The sequence below is a fragment of the Gulosibacter sp. genome (assembly GCF_052090685.1).
In the GTDB taxonomy this organism is placed as follows: Bacteria; Actinomycetota; Actinomycetes; order Actinomycetales; family Microbacteriaceae; genus Gulosibacter.
Map to the genome: position 1 here is coordinate 1 of NZ_JBQDBE010000022.1, position 15037 is coordinate 15037.

Genomic DNA, 15037 nt, shown 5'->3' on the forward strand with positions numbered 1-15037 from the left:
GTCCACTTCGGACACCAGACCCGTCGCTGGAACCCGAAGATGAAGCGCTTCATCTTCACCGACCGCTCGGGCATCTACATCCTTGACCTTCAGCAGTCGCTTGTTTTCATTGACAAGGCCTATGACTTCGTCAAGGAAACCGTTTCGCACGGTGGCACCATCCTCTTTGTTGGCACCAAGAAGCAGGCTCAGGAAGCAATTTCTGAGCAGGCAACCCGTGTCAACCAGCCTTACGTGAACCAGCGTTGGCTCGGTGGTCTGCTCACGAACTTCCAGACCGTGCAGAAGCGACTCAACCGCCTGAAGGAACTTGACATGGTGGACTTCGAGGACACCTCGAAGGGCTACACCAAGAAGGAACTCCTCATTCAGCGTCGCGAGCGCGACAAGCTGGAGAAGACCCTTGGTGGTATCCGCAACATGACCCGTACGCCTTCGGCGCTGTGGATTGTTGACACCAACAAGGAGCACCTCGCTGTTGACGAGGCGAAGAAGCTGGGCATCCCGGTCGTCGCAATCCTCGACACCAACTGTGACCCCGACGACGTTGACTTCCCGATTCCGGGTAACGACGACGCGATTCGCTCGGTAGCACTGCTTACCCGCATCGTTGCTGACGCTGCTGCTGAGGGTCTCATGACCCGTCACCAGAAGCCCAGCGAAACCGAAGAAGCAGCAGAACCACTCGCTGAGTGGGAACTCGAACTGCTCAAGCAGGGCGAAAACAAGGAAGCTGCTGCGGAAGCAGAGACCCCGGCTGAGGCTCAGGCTGCCCAGGATGCACCTGCCGAAGCTGAAGCTACTCAGGAATCGGCAACCGAAACCGCCGAAACTGCAACTGAGGCCGCTGCGGCCGAAGAGACCAAGTAACCAAAGGGAGAGCTAATTACATGGCAAACTTCACCATTGCTGACGTGAAGGCGCTGCGCGAGCAGCTCGGTACCGGCATGACTGACACCAAGAAGGCACTCGACGAGGCCGATGGTGACATGGACAAGGCCATTGAACTGCTGCGTCTGAAGGGTGCGAAGGGTAACGCCAAGCGCGCAGACCGTTCCGCAGCCGAGGGCCTCGTCGTTGCAAAGGTCAACGACAACGGCACCGCAACTATCCTCGAGCTCAACTGCGAGACTGACTTCGTTGCCAAGGGTGACAAGTTCATCGCGCTTGCTAATGAGGTTCTCGACGCAGCTGCCGCTGCCGGCGCAAGCAACGCTCAAGAAGCGCTCGCTGCCGCCGCTGGCGACAAGACTGTTGCCGAACTCATCAGCGAGACCGCAGCGGTGCTCGGCGAAAAGTTTGAGCTCCGCAACGTGCGCGAGGTCAAGGGCGAGAAGTTCGACATCTACCTCCACCTCACCTCCAAGGACCTCCCGCCGCAGGTTGGCGTGGTTGTTGGCTACGAGGGCGACGACGAGGACACCGCTCACGGCATCGCGCAGCACATCGCATTCGCGAACCCGTCGGTACTCGACCGTGAAGATGTTTCGGAAGAGGACATTGCGCGTGAGCGCAAGGTTGTCGAAGACCTCACCCGTGCAGAAGGCAAGCCGGAAGCAGCGCTTCCGAAGATCGTTGAAGGCCGCCTCGGTGCATACTTCAAGCAGATCGTGCTGAACGAGCAGGAATACGCTCGTGACCCGAAGCACAACGTTGGCGAGATCGCCAAGAACGCAGGCATCAAGGTTGTCGACTTCGCTCGCCTCAAGGTGGGCGTCGGCGTAGAAGCGGCCTCGGACGAGTAGTCCACGCGCTTCCTTGAGCACCACAGCACCGGGGCGGTCAGCGACAAGCTGGCCGCCCCGGCGCATTTGCTGCCGTTTCACCGACACCGCCGAGTAGGCTTGCTAGCGCTCGTGCACACCAAAGATTCTAGGAGCGCAATTGTCACCTTCGGCCAATAAACCGCGTCGCGTAATGCTCAAACTTTCCGGCGAAGCGTTCGGCGGTGGACGGCTCGGCGTTGACCCACAAACACTGACTGAAATCTCGCGTGAGATTGCCCGTGCTGCTGAGCAGGTGCAGATCGCAATCGTGGTCGGCGGTGGAAACTTCTTCCGTGGTGCGCAGCTCGCCAATTCCGGGATGGACCGCGGCCGAGCCGACTACATGGGCATGCTCGGAACCGTCATGAACGCACTGGCCCTGCAAGACTTCCTTGAACAAGCAGGCGCAACGGCGCGCGTGCAGTCAGCCATCGAGATGCGCCAGGTCGCAGAGCCCTATATTCCGCTTCGTGCCGAACGGCACATGGAAAAGGGCCGCGTCGTGGTCTTTGGCGCCGGAGCCGGGCTTCCGTATTTCTCCACCGACACCGTTGCCGCACAGCGGGCGCTGGAAATTCGGGCCGACGCATTGCTCGTCGCAAAAAACGGTGTCGACGGCGTCTACACCTCGGATCCGCGATCGAACCCGGATGCCAAACTCATCACGCAAACTTCATATCAGGATGCGCTGCAAACCGGTCTCAAAGTCGTTGACTCGACCGCGTTCAGCCTTTGCATGGATAACAGCATGGACATGCGCGTATTCGGCATGCATCCGGAGGGCAATATCGAACGTGCCCTGCTGGGCGACACGATCGGCACGCTGGTATCCAATAGCGTGACCGGAACCGTCACTGCCCAGTAGATAAGTAGGATGGGGTGACCCAGCAGCGAAAGGATAGAACGTGATCTCTGAGGTACTTGCCGAGACAAAAGAAAAAATGGAGAAGGCGGTTGAACACGCCCACGAACAGTTTGGGAACATCCGCACCGGCCGTGCGAACCCAGCCCTGTTCGACAAGCTGCCGGTGGAGTACTACGGCACCCCGACCCCGATGGGCCAGCTCGCATCCTTCCAGCAGCCAGAGGCTCGGATGCTTGTGATCACGCCCTACGACAAGTCGGCACTGAAGGAAATCGAGAAGGCGATTGCCAACCAGCCGAACCTCGGTGTGAACCCAATGAATGACGGCACCATTGTCCGCGTGGTGATGCCGGAGCTCACCAAGGAACGCCGCCAGGAATACGTGAAGCTCGCACGCGACAAGGCTGAAGAGGCTCGCGTTGCGGTACGGAACATTCGCCGCAAGTCGAAGTCCGATCTGGATGCGCTTGAGGGCGAGGTCGGCGAGGACGAGATCACTCGTGCCGAAAAGGAACTTGAGCAGGTCACGAAGTCCTATGTCGATCGCGTCGACGAAGCATTCAAGGCAAAGGAAGCTGACCTCCTCGAGGTCTAATCGTGAGTGCGGCCGATCGCGAGCGGGCGAAGCGGGACGGCGATGGTATCGACGACCCGCCCCGCAGCGACGCCGCACGACCTCGAACCGATGGGGTGAACGCGTTCGAAGCTGAAGCGGTTCGCATCCGCAATCGCGTGCGATCGATCAACGCACAGGTTAACGAACGCAGCGGCCGCAACCTCGCTAGTGCCATCGCCATCGCGGTGGTACTTATCGTTGCGGTGGTCGCGAGCCTGCTCATTGATAAGCGCTGGTTCATTGTCCTCGGGATCGCCATGGTGGCGGTCGTGGTGGTTGAACTTTCCACCGCAATGCGCAAGGTTGGCCTGCGCGTTCCCCGACTACCGTCGGCGCTCGCGGTCTTCGCTGTGGTGCCCGCAGCGTTTTATCTCGGGCCAGCTTGGCAATGGGCCGCGCTGATCGTGAGCACCGGCTTCGTGCTCATCTGGCGGCTCGTGGAAGTCCTCTTCGAAAAGCCGAGACCGAGCCGCAGACAACTCGGCATTGACGCATCCTCGATTATCTTTGTCCAGCTTTACGCGACTTTCCTCGGATCCTTCTCCGCACTCTTGGTCGCACAGCCTCGCGGCGAATACTGGGCCCTCTCGTTCATCATTATTGTCGTGTGCGTCGACACCGGCGCCTACGCTACCGGGCTCAAATTCGGCCGCACCAAGATGGCACCAAAGATCAGTCCCGGTAAGACCTGGGAAGGGACTATCGGCGGGGCACTTACCGCCATCGCTGCCGCGATCCTCTTGTGTGTATTCCTGCTCGACGTGCCCTGGTGGTTTGGGCTGGTGATGGGACCGGCCTTGACGCTCACCGCAGCGGCGGGGGATCTCACCGAATCGATGGTGAAGCGCTCGCTCGGAATCAAGGACATGTCCAACTGGCTCCCCGGACACGGCGGTTTTTTCGACCGACTTGACTCTATGTTGCCCTCCGGTGCGATGGCCTTTGCCCTGTATTTCTGGGCCGCACCGCTCATGTAACACGACATCTTTCGGGTTTGGGCTCGCGTTCGGCCAGTCATGGGGCAGAATGGACGGGTGACACCTGCAGCCCCATTCCCCACAGCGCCCCGCGGCGAGTTCGGTTACGACCAAGACGAGGTCGAGCGCGCCCTCGCCGTTGCTCGAGAGCGTTACGAGAATTTTGACAATGCCTCCGGCGGCAAGCGCCTCACCGCGAAGAGCATCCGCCACACGGCGTTTACGATGCGTAAGCGCGGGTACTCCGCTCCGCACGTGGACGCCGCGCTCGAACGACTCGAGGATGCGGTCGCGGTACGGGAGCAGGAAGAGCGCGTGTCACAGATCGGCAAGGAAGAGTACCTTGCTGAGACCAAGGACGCCGCTCGGGCAATCCTGAAGCGACTTGAACGCGGCCCAGGCAAGCGGTTTGATCGAGTCTCAGCATTTCAGCGCGGCTATGCAGTTGGGGAAGTGGACGCGTTCGCGGAGCGTATCGATGATTTCTTGCGTGGTAAAGCACCGATGACGCTCCGGGAAGCACGCGGTGTGGCCTTCACCTCTCGTCGACGCGGCTACAGCGAAGGTCAGGTCGACCTGCTGATTGACGCCGTCGTGGACGTTATGCTCGCGATTCGCTAGACTCGAGCGTTGGTGCGCTGCCATAGCTGCACCACCGCTATGAACCTGAGAGTTCATAACAGCACCGTTGCCTGTTCGTGATCATTCCGTTATCGTTGGATCTGTTCTTGATTCAATGAGAGGCTTTTTCTGAATGACTGACACGATGCGCACGGGGTCGACTCGGGCACTCAAGCCAGCAGCGCTCGGTAACGGACGACGTAACCGAGCTTTCATCGCAATCGGTGCGACTTGCGCGATTGCGGGTATTGCGGCTGTCGGTATCTTCCAGCCGGGTGCCACTTCTTCGGTTGCCGACGCTTCGGTTGCGACCCCCTCACTCGAGGAGATCACGCAGGCGCAGGCACAGAACTACCAGGCCAGCCTGCTCGCCGGAACTGAGGAGAACGCTGGCGAGGGTGCTGGCTTCGACCGTGGTGAATCGGTACAGGCCGAGCTTGAACCGGAGCCAGAACCGGAGCCGGAGCCCGCTCCAGAGCCTTCCGAGACCACCGAGCCCACTGAAGACTCGGGCAACTCCGGTAGCGCCAACAACTCCGGCAGCTCTTCCAACGATTCTGAAGAGTCGAGCAGCTCGAATAGCTCGAGCAACTCCGGCGGCTCTGACTACCCAACCGGCGGTTCTTACTCCGGTGAGTCACCGCAGGCGATTGCCCAGCAGATGCTGAACGACCGCGGCATGGGCGGACAGTGGGGCTGCTTCGAAGCAATCATCGGTCAGGAGTCCGGATGGGACCCCTACGCCACGAACCCATCCTCGGGTGCATACGGCATCCCGCAGGCACTGCCCGGCAGCAGGATGTCGACGCACGGTTCGGACTGGCGGACGAACCCGGCAACGCAGATTGCCTGGGCGATTGACTACATGAACGATCGCTACGGTTCGCCCTGTGGCGCGTACGACTTCAAATTCACGCAGGGTAACGGCTGGTACTAAGCCTCCCAAGCCGCCTCTCGCGAGAATCAAGATGAACGACCCAGCACTCGGCTGGGTCGTTCGTCGTTTCCGGTGTGGAGCATCCGACTTGCGTGCTCCGATAAGGTTGATCTCGACATCGGACGCCCAGTGACCACGCTGGAACGCTGCACTGCTGGAGGGAGCATTGGATGCAATTCACGCTGCCAGGCGCCACAGGATGCTGTCAGACGCGCCAATCCGGCAACCTCCGCCATGCATCCGTCTTCGTCACTGCACAGGCGATGGGGGAACGCTAGCGATGGGTCGTTCCAATAAGCCCCGCAGACAACACCCGCGCGGAAGAAGCGGCAAGCGTGACGGCGAGTGGCAACCACTCGACCTGGATCGCATCCAGGGAGGGTTTCGCCGCACCGAGCACAAACGCGGTCGCGAATACACGGTGCAACCCATTCGTGCCGAGCGCGCGCTCAAAGCGTATCTGTGCCCGGGATGCGGCGTAGACATACCCCCGGGTACGGCTCACGTGGCCGTGTGGCAGGCGGATAGCATCATGGGCGATGATTCGGCACTTGCCGATCGACGCCATTGGCATTCTCACTGCTGGAAGATTGCCTAAGACAAGCGTCGTCCGCTATTTCGCATTCTGGTGCGGGATGATCACTTCGCGCACGATAATGATCAGGCTCGCTGCCACCGGAATCGCGATGAGCGCGCCGAGCAGCCCCAGCAGCGTACCCCCGGTCAGCGCGGCGATCACGACCACCGAGCCGGGCACTTTCACTGCGGAGGACATGATCCGCGGGCTAATGACGTAGGCCTCGACCTGCATGTACACGAGGTAGTAGATCGCAGCGATCCACCAGATTGGCGATGAGGGTTCCGCAAGCAGCAACTGCGCGAGCACAATAATGGTCGACGCGCTGATGGTCCCCACCATCGGGATGAGCGATCCCAAGAACGCGATCACGGCGAACACCATCGGCATGCTCGCGTTGATGATCGACAGGAAGATGAACGTCAGCACGCCGTTAATGAGTCCCAGAGCGATTTGGCCGACCACGTATTTGCCGACGGAACCGGTGATCTCCTCGGTGATCTCTTCGGTCCGCTCGCGGTTCGAAGCCGGAGTCAGCTGGTAGAAGACGCGCTTGATCGAGTTCATGCTGGTGACGAAATAGATCATCAGGATGAACACAATGAGCACGCCGAAGAGCCCGTTTACGATTCCGACACCGACCTGCAACACACCTCCGGTGATGGAGGCCGCGTTCTGCTGCAGCCATGACGTTGCCTGAGCAATGGCGGCTTGAACGTCGAGGGCGGGGAAATTAAGCGCAAGCCATTCCACGATATTCGAGTTGAGCAGGTCGCCAATGATCGCGCCGTATCGAATCGATAGCTCGTTCACTTGCGCCGTGATCGAGGGCACGATCGCCCATACCACGAGCACGATCAGCCCGAGCACCCCGAGAATCGTCACCAGCATAGCCACCGGCCGCGGCCAGCCCTTGCGCTCGAGCCACGCGATCATTGGTTCAAAGCCGAGCGCGAGGAAAAGCGCAGCGCCAATGTAGGTCAGCACCGTGGAAAGCGAGCCGATCATTCCCGCGAGTAGGATCGCGAGCAACGCCCCGAGGGCGCCGACAAATCCGACTCTAAACGGATTCTCGAACGTCAATGGAGTGACTCCTGTTAGGAGTTATTGGTGTTCTGGGACACCTGCTGTGCGGCGTCAGCGGCAGCGGGGTTCTCTTCGGGGCTGTCGTCAATCACGTCGTGGTCGGAAGTGCTGTCGGCCTCGATTATCTCCTCGACGGGGGCGGTGTCGGTGCCGGTGCTCTCCGGTGCGGAGCTCTGCGCGTCCGTGGCCTGAGCGGTGGCACCCTGGCTCATTGCCGGGATGGCTGGCAGGTTCAACTGCGCAAAGACTCCGCGCATTTGCTCGAGGTAATCGGCGATCTGATCGCGTTCGTCACGAATCTCCGCGAGTCGACGCTCCGCCTGCTCTTGCTCGCTGCGGGTGCGGTTTTCAAGTTCACGGGCGCGCTCGCGAGCCTGTCGGTTGGAGTTCTCGAGCAGGTTGGCTGCCTGGTTCTCGGCAGCCTGCACGGTCTCCTGTGCACGCTTGCGGGCATCGGCGGTAATCTTGCCCGCCTCGCGACGCACCATCTCGCTCCGCTGATTGAGATCAGCTAGCTGTTCCGTTGCGTCGTCAATGAGTTTCTTCGCGGCAGCCTCGGCATTGCGACCCGCGACCACGAGTTGCTGCTCAAACTCATTGCGCTTGGCGGCGAGCTCAACTTCCTGCTCACTGCGCAACTCGGTGAGCTCCCGCAGCGTATTCTCACGAATTTCAGCGAGCTCGGTGGTGACCCGGTGGCGCTCATCCTCGAGTTCGCGCGTCTGACGGCTGCGTAGCTCATTCACTTCGAGGTCGGTCTTCGCACGCAGATCGGCAAGGTCGGACTCAAGCAGTTCGCGTTCAGTGGCGACCTCGCGGTCGTGCTGATTGCGTCCGTTCGTGAGCTCGTGTTCCAGCTGGGCCCTGGCCTGTGCGATCTCGGCGTTCAACTGTTCGCGCTGTGCCGTCTGCTGGCTGGTGAACGTCGCCTGCGCTTCACTGAGCTCCTGCTCTTGGGTGCGACGAATTTCGGCAAGCGTTCGTTCCATCTCGGTGCGGCGCTCCACCATCTCGCGTTCGAACGCTTCGCGAGCCTGTTCGAGTTCGTGACGCGTGCTTGACTCATAGGCACTGAAATCACGCTGCTGCTTGGTCAGCGACGCAAGCGCATTCGCGATGTCATCCTCGTGCTGCTGGCGCTGACGGGCAATCTCTTCATTCGCGCTCGCCCGCGCGGCTTCATTGTCTCGATCCGTCGAGTGGCGCAATTCGCGAAGCTCGGCAGTGACCTGATCCTTCACAGAATCAATTTCGCGCTCTTGATTGAGCTTGGTGAGTTCGGCTTCCTGACGCGCGTTCTCCACGAGCTGATCTGCGGTTGACTGTGCTTCGCGAGCGACTCGTCGTGCCGACTGATCGGCGTCGCTGGTGACCCGCTCGGCGTAGTCATTGGCGTCCTCGTGGATCTTCACGGCCTCGCGCTGCGCAGCTTCGCGAATGCGGTCAGCATCTCGGTTGGCGTCAGAGACAAGTCGGGATGCTTGGTCCTCAGCGGTGGCGAGGGTGCCAGCGAGCTTGGTGCCCAGACCCGCATAACTGGGGGAGTCGGCCTCGCGGAGGTCTTCGCTGAGTTTGCCGACTTGATTCTGGAGCGAGGTAACTTCGTTCGCTGCGCGTTCCTGAGCGACCTGAGTTTCGTGAAGCTGACGCTGCAGTTCACCGATGACCTGGTCAACCTCCTCGCGGTTGTATCCGCGCATGGTGGTGGTGAAGTTGAAGCCGTCCACAGACCGTCCTTCCAGATGGAGCTATTGAAGTGCGAAATAGTGCACTAAGAGGGGTTGGTTGCAGTGTAGTTGGCCGTTGGTTTGGAATCCGCTCGAATGTCCTGCAACCTCGCAGTTGATCATCACGACTACGTCTCAATGAATATACGAACGGCAGCACAGCCACGGCTCAAACAGATCACGATAAGATCACAAAACCATCGGTACGGTAAGATTTAACGCTTGATGTAGTTCGTCCAAGCCTAAATATAAAGGAGAACGCGTGCGATTCATCCTGGCAGCCGTGGCGTTCGTGGCCAGTGTGGTACTGCTCGCTATCGGCGGAGTGCAGTACGCGCAAGCGTCAAACGTGAGTGAGGTTACTGCGATTGGCGAAAGCGAATCTGCCGCCCCGCTCACGGTCATCAGTCATGACACTCTCGCGTCCAGGGCTGGTACGCAGTCCGTTGAGATTTCCGGCGAAGGCGAGATTTTTGTCGCCGTGGGCCGCACCGACGATGTTCAGGCATGGGTCGGCGACACGCTACACAATACGGTCACTCTCAATGAAGCTGTAGAGACCGAGAACGAGCACACACTCGCACTTGATTTCGCCGAGGCAGGGACTGAACCGACTGCACCCTCCCCAGCGGGGAATGATCTCTGGTTTGAAGAACACACGGGTGAGGGCACGCTCTCACTCGACCTCGTCGTCTCGCCCGGATACTCCCTCCTGATCGCTTCGGATGGCACGCAGCCCGCCCCACAGAACATTGAGGTGAGCTGGCCATTCGGCGGCTACGCGCCAATGGTTGGGCCGATGCTGAGCGCCGGCGGACTGCTTCTCGCGATCGCAATTGGCTTGCTCGTGTGGGCAATCATCCACCGACGCAATCGAAAGCGTGCACAGGCACTCGCTGAGAAACGTGCCGCTGAGAAGAGTAAGAAGACGGCAGTTGCTGGTGGACAGGCAGCCGACGAAGAAACAGCTCACGAAGTAGTGGACTCAGATGCCGAATGGTCACCAGTGGCTTGGGACACTTCTGAAGCGGAAGAGCAGCAACCAACGGTGAAGATCACGACCGTACCGCCGCCCGTTGCAGGAGTCCAAGAAGACACCGTCCAAGAAGACACTGGGCGCGCCGACCTCGGGGAGCAAGCAGCAGCTGATGCACCCGCGCAAGATGAACCAATGCAGGCCGATCCTACGCCGGATGAACACTCTCCCTTTGCGCCGCAACCCGCATCCGTACCGGCCGAGCACACCCCCGCCGAACACGAAGCACAGCCTGAAGCCGCTGTACCAGTAGCCGCGCAGGCTGGGACCACAACGGATGCTGGCGAAGATGTCGACTCGGGCTCCATGCCTGTCGCGGATTCTGTATCCGACACCAATGCAGCATCCGATACCGCTGCCGAATCCGACACTGATGCTGACTCCGATCGCGGACCTGGCCCAAGCTCCGGCTCGACCACCGGCACTTCCGGTACCGGCGCATCCGCCGCCGACGAATCGAAGTGGCGGCGTCCGCGCGGGCGCGACCGGACGAATGCGCCCAAGCGACAGTTCTTCTTGGCGCCGTTAATGGCCGTGACCGTGCTCACGCTCGCCGGGTGTGCACCGCAGTACTGGCCGGCTGAATGGACCGACACGGAGATTGCTCCAACAGGTACGCCGACGTCCTCAGTCGAGGCCGCGCTGATCGAAGAAGGCGCAATGCCGCCCACAGTCAACGAAGCGCAGCTGACGGAGATCGTCACCAACGCCGGAGAACTCGCGGCGGAAGCCGACGCCGCCCAGGACGCGAGCATCTTGGAACCTCGTTTTACCGCAGACGCACTGCAGCATCGCACCGCAATCTATGAGGCGCAGCAACTGGACTCGGAGATTGCGGGCCCTGAACCTTTCCCGAGCGGTGACATTGCCTACGCGATTCCGGAAGCGACCGACAGCTGGCCACGCGTGGTGTTCGTCGTCGTAAGCCCCGCTGAAGACGCCCCCGAGGGCTCGACACCAGCCGCGCTCATGCTCGTGCAGGAATCAGCCCGCGATAACTTCAAGATCGGTTCGCTGACCGAACTCGCTGCCGGGGTAACGCTGCCAGAAGCCGCGCCGGTGAGTGTCGGCGCTCCGAGCCTGGCGAACCACGAGGAACCACTCGTGATGCCCGCGGAAGAGATCGCCGCGGCCTACGCGGATGTCATCGCCAACGGTGACAGTTCCGAATTTGCCGCGATGTTCAACCCCGAAAATGACACGCTTCGCTCGCAGGTGAATGACGCCTACCGTGAGAGCCTGGCGGAAGAACTTGATCCCGAGGTCGTCACGATCGACTTTGCGTATGCGGGTACGGACACCGCTCCCGTTGGGATTACGTCCATCGACGGTGGTGCGATCGTCTCGGTGTCGATTACCGAGACCGAGACGCTGGAAGCCGCGAATGACCGCGCACTCATCACCGTGTCAGGACGCACCGCGGTACTATCCGGAGTGGAGACCAGCGAGACTGGTTTTGTTCGCACCTACACCGACCAGCTGCTGTTCTACGTACCCAGCGAAGCAACGGGTGGTCCGATCCAGTTCCTCGGTGTTTCGCAGGCGATGACAGACGCACAAGAACTTACTGAAGAGGAGTCCTAACCACGATGACTGATCCGAACTTGCCAATGTCGGCCATGGGCGGCGGCGTCGACCTCAGCGGTCTTGCCCAAGCTCATCAGCAGGGACAGCAGCAGGGGCAGGCACCGCAGCCCGGTCAGCAGGCCCAATCCGGTGAGGCCTTCATGGCGCTGCCCGATGCCGTGGTGAACGGCGGCGCGGCAGAACTCGAGCAGTTTTCACAGCACTCAACTCAGCTGCCGGTGCTCGTGCAGGTCTACTCGACCAACGACCCCGATTCGGTCGCGCTCACTCCTGTGCTTGAAGAACTCGTACGTTCGGCCGACGGCCGGCTTGTATTGCTCCGTATCGATGCACAGGCTCACCCTGAGCTTGGCGGTCAACCTTCGGTACTTGCCTTGGTTGGTGGTCGGCCTATTCCACTGTTCCAGGGCAACCCGCCGCGGGAACAGATCGTGCAGGTCGTCAATGAGCTGATTCAGGTGGCAGCGCAGCAGGGGATCACCGGCAGCGTCAAGATCACGGGCGACCAGGATGCCGCGGCGAGTGAACCGGCTCCGAAACCGCTGCCGCCACTGCACCAAGAAGCGCAGGACGCACTGCAGCGCGGCGATGTCGACGCTGCCAAGGATGCGTATGAGCGGGCATTGCGGGAATCACCGGCTGACGAAGACGCCAAGATCGGGCTCGCCCAGGTGAGCTTGCTCGTGCGACTGCGCGGGAAGACGCTCGCCGAGATTCGTGAGCGTGCGGCCAATGATCCGTCGAGCATTGACGCGCAGTTTGATGTCGCTGATTTGGATATCTCGGGTGGTCACGTTGACGACGCCTTCAACCGGCTGTTGGACCTATTTGCCAAAACGGATGCGGACAACAAGACGCGAGTACGCGAACGCATCCTGGAGCTCTTCGATGTCGTCGGTAGCACCGACGCTCGTGTAAACCGCGCCCGGCAACAGCTCACCAATCTGCTGTTTTCCTAAGCGCTAGCTCACAGGACAAAGCCCGTGTCCGCATCCCCGTTCGGGAATTGCGGACACGGGCTTTTTCGTGCCTTGCCCGGCTCGAACTAGCGGCGGCGCAAGAACACGGCGCCGAGCGGCGGGATTCGCAGCGCAGCAGACTGGCCGTGGCCGTTCGCGGGCTCGCCACTGGCGATCACCGTGTCATTGACCACGCCGGCGCCACCGAACTCGAACGCATCCGAGTTGAGCACCTCGTCCCAGGCACCAGCCGACGGCAACCCGAGGCGGTAGCCCTCGAGGGCCTGGTTCGAGAAGTTGAAGACGCAGGCCAGCGCCCCTCCGGAGCGGTCGCGACGGACAAAGGCAAGCAGGCTGTTCTCGGAGTCGTCACCGGCAATCCATTGCAACCCCGCCGGGTCGTGATCGAGCTCCCACAGCGCGGGAGTCTCGCGGTAGAGCCGGTTGAGCGCGGCGACATAGCGCTGGATGCCGCTAAAGGTGTTGTTCTCGAGCAGCCACCAGTCGAGCCCCTTGTCCTCTGACCACTCGCTCGGCTGTCCAAATTCTTGCCCCATGAACAGCAGTTGCTTGCCGGGGTGACCCCACTGGTACGAGTAGAACAACCGCATATTCGCGGCCTTCTGCCAATCGTCGCCGGGCATCTTCGAGAACATTGAGCCCTTGCCGTGCACGACCTCGTCGTGCGAGATCGGCAGCACGTACTGCTCACTCCATGCGTAGACGAATGAGAAGGTGAGGTCCCCGTGGTGCCACTTGCGGTAGATCGGATCTTTCGCGATATAGCGCAGGTTGTCGTTCATCCACCCCATATTCCACTTGAGGCCGAAACCGAGGCCGCCCCAGTCGGTGGGACGCGTGACACCGGCGAAGCTCGTCGACTCCTCGGCGATCATCATGATGCCGGGGTGCAGCTTGTAGGAGGTCGCGTTGACTTCCTTGAGGAACTCAATCGCCTCGTAGTATTCGCGACCCCCGTCGGCATTGGGAATCCAATCCGTGCGCGAGTAGTCACGATAGATGATTGAGGCGACCGCATCCACCCGCAGCCCGTCAATGTGGAACTCTTCGAACCAATACAGCGCATTCGCCACGAGGAAGTTGCGCACCTGGGAGTGACCAAAGTTGAACACGAAGGTGCCCCAGTCGGATTGGTGACCGAGCCGCGGGTCCGGGTGCTCGTAGACGGCCTGGCCATCAAACTCCGCGAGCGCGAACGCATCCTTCGGAAAGTGGCCGGGGACCCAGTCCATGATCACGCCATAGCCAGCCTGGTGCAGTCGGTCAATGAGGTAGCGCAGGTCGTCGGGAGAGCCGAGCCGCGAGGTCGGTGCGTAATAGCCCGTGACCTGGTAGCCCCAGGACCCACCAAATGGGTGTTCGGCTAACGGCATGAACTCGACGTGGGTGAAGCCCATTTCATCGAGGTAGGGAATCAGCTCATCGGCAAGTTCGCGGTAGCCGAGCCCGGGCCGCCAAGACATGGCGTGCAGCTCGTATACGCTGAGCGGCTGGTTGTGCGGGTCATGGGATGCGCGGTTTGCCATCCAGTCGCCGTCGCCCCAGGTGTGCTGGGTCGGTTGCGAGATCACAGAAGCGGTGTGCGGCGGCTTTTCCGCGTGCAGTGCCATTGGGTCGGCCTTGTCGATCCAGTTACCGTTTTGCGCAAGGATCTGGAATTTATAGGTTTCGTGCGGACCAATACCCGGCACAAAGAGCTCCCAAATCCCGAGCTCGTTGAGGCGGCGCATCGCGTGCTGCGCACCGTCCCAGCTGTTGAACGAACCGACTACCCGCACGGCTTGCGCGTGCGGAGCCCAAACAGCGAACGAAGTGCCCGAGGTGAAGGTGTGCGTGCCGTAGTGCTCACGAGCGTGCGCACCGAGGACCTTCCACAACTGCTCGTGGCGCCCCTCGCCAAAGAGATACACATCCGTATCGCCAACGGTGGGCATGAACCGGTACGGGTCATCGGCAGTGTAGCTTTCGCCGCCCTCATATGTGGTTTCGATGGCATAGTCATCGAGCCCGTGCAGGTGCGTGCCGACCCAAATCCCGTGCGCTGCGTGCTCGAGTTCGACGCTCGCGCCACTGGTCGCGAGGTTGATGCGCACCGACTTTGCGAGGGGGCGACGGACACGAACCACAACGGAGCCATCCTCGCCGTGAGGATGCTGGCCGAGGACACCGTGGGGTCCCGAGTGACGTCCCTCGGCGAGCGCGAGCAGCTCGGCGTCGGGAATCTCAGGCGTATCGGGCTGGGTGGAGATCGTGGTGTTCATT

The 15037-nt window shown here is 61.0% G+C and carries 13 protein-coding genes; 9 read left to right on the forward strand and 4 right to left on the reverse strand.

All coding sequences use genetic code 11. The features are described from left to right. The 7 genes from rpsB to ACTHXA_RS12825 form a co-directional block, all read left to right on the forward strand. Positions 1–870 (forward strand): 30S ribosomal protein S2 (rpsB, locus tag ACTHXA_RS12795; RefSeq protein WP_441672968.1); only part of this gene is annotated, 870 nt, incomplete at its 5' end. A 20-nt stretch (positions 871–890) separates the two neighbouring features. Next, a complete protein-coding gene (gene tsf / locus ACTHXA_RS12800) occupies positions 891–1745 on the forward strand; it encodes a translation elongation factor Ts (RefSeq protein WP_441672970.1) in 855 nt (284 codons plus the stop codon). A 172-nt stretch (positions 1746–1917) separates the two neighbouring features. After that, entirely contained in the window at positions 1918–2631 is a 714-nt protein-coding gene (gene pyrH / locus ACTHXA_RS12805) for a UMP kinase (RefSeq protein ID WP_441673064.1), read from the forward strand. A 40-nt stretch (positions 2632–2671) separates the two neighbouring features. Then, positions 2672–3226 carry a ribosome recycling factor gene (gene frr / locus ACTHXA_RS12810; RefSeq protein ID WP_441672972.1) on the forward strand — a complete coding sequence of 185 codons (555 nt, stop codon included), beginning with the start codon at positions 2672–2674 and terminating at the stop codon, positions 3224–3226. 2 nt (positions 3227–3228) lie between these two features. Further along, complete coding sequence (locus ACTHXA_RS12815; protein WP_441672974.1) at positions 3229–4224, forward strand: phosphatidate cytidylyltransferase; 996 nt, start codon at positions 3229–3231, stop codon at positions 4222–4224. Positions 4225–4281: 57 nt separating this feature from the next. After that, positions 4282–4845 (forward strand): DivIVA domain-containing protein, encoded by a 564-nt coding sequence (locus tag ACTHXA_RS12820; RefSeq protein WP_441672976.1) that lies wholly within the window; start codon positions 4282–4284, stop codon positions 4843–4845. Positions 4846–4978: 133 nt separating this feature from the next. Next, positions 4979–5782, forward strand: a complete 804-nt coding sequence (locus tag ACTHXA_RS12825) for a transglycosylase SLT domain-containing protein (protein WP_441672978.1) — start codon at positions 4979–4981, stop codon at positions 5780–5782. Between the two features lie 274 nt (positions 5783–6056). On the opposite strand, the gene ACTHXA_RS12830 is transcribed toward ACTHXA_RS12825, so the two are convergent. From ACTHXA_RS12830 to ACTHXA_RS12840, 3 genes are read right to left on the reverse strand one after another with little or no spacing between them, the layout of a single operon-like run. Beyond that, positions 6057–6362 (reverse strand): hypothetical protein, encoded by a 306-nt coding sequence (locus ACTHXA_RS12830; protein ID WP_441672980.1) that lies wholly within the window; start codon positions 6360–6362, stop codon positions 6057–6059. A gap of 33 nt (positions 6363–6395) precedes the next feature. After that, positions 6396–7442, reverse strand: coding sequence for an AI-2E family transporter (locus ACTHXA_RS12835; protein ID WP_441672982.1), 1047 nt, complete (start codon positions 7440–7442; stop codon positions 6396–6398). Positions 7443–7456: 14 nt separating this feature from the next. Continuing rightward, positions 7457–9172 (reverse strand): DivIVA domain-containing protein, encoded by a 1716-nt coding sequence (locus tag ACTHXA_RS12840; protein ID WP_441672984.1) that lies wholly within the window; start codon positions 9170–9172, stop codon positions 7457–7459. A 262-nt stretch (positions 9173–9434) separates the two neighbouring features. Between ACTHXA_RS12840 and ACTHXA_RS12845 the strand changes: the two genes are divergently transcribed. Both ACTHXA_RS12845 and ACTHXA_RS12850 read left to right on the forward strand, forming a co-directional pair. Beyond that, positions 9435–11792, forward strand: coding sequence for a hypothetical protein (locus ACTHXA_RS12845; protein WP_441672986.1), 2358 nt, complete (start codon positions 9435–9437; stop codon positions 11790–11792). Positions 11793–11797: 5 nt separating this feature from the next. Then, complete coding sequence (locus ACTHXA_RS12850) at positions 11798–12754, forward strand: tetratricopeptide repeat protein (protein WP_441672988.1); 957 nt, start codon at positions 11798–11800, stop codon at positions 12752–12754. An 86-nt stretch (positions 12755–12840) separates the two neighbouring features. Here ACTHXA_RS12850 and glgB read toward each other — a convergent pair whose 3' ends face one another. Next, complete coding sequence (gene glgB / locus ACTHXA_RS12855) at positions 12841–15036, reverse strand: 1,4-alpha-glucan branching protein GlgB (RefSeq protein WP_441672990.1); 2196 nt, start codon at positions 15034–15036, stop codon at positions 12841–12843. Between the last annotated feature and the right edge of the window lies 1 nt (position 15037).

Excerpts from the sequence above, each read along its gene's own strand:
- ACTHXA_RS12825 (WP_441672978.1), top strand. The coding sequence starts at position 4,979 with ATGACTGACACGATGCGCACGGGGTCGACTCGGGCACTCAAGCCAGCA.
- pyrH (WP_441673064.1), top strand. The coding sequence starts at position 1,918 with ATGCTCAAACTTTCCGGCGAAGCGTTCGGCGGTGGACGGCTCGGCGTT.
- tsf (WP_441672970.1), top strand. The coding sequence starts at position 891 with ATGGCAAACTTCACCATTGCTGACGTGAAGGCGCTGCGCGAGCAGCTC.
- ACTHXA_RS12850 (WP_441672988.1), top strand. The coding sequence starts at position 11,798 with ATGACTGATCCGAACTTGCCAATGTCGGCCATGGGCGGCGGCGTCGAC.
- glgB (WP_441672990.1), bottom strand. The coding sequence starts at position 15,036 with ATGAACACCACGATCTCCACCCAGCCCGATACGCCTGAGATTCCCGAC.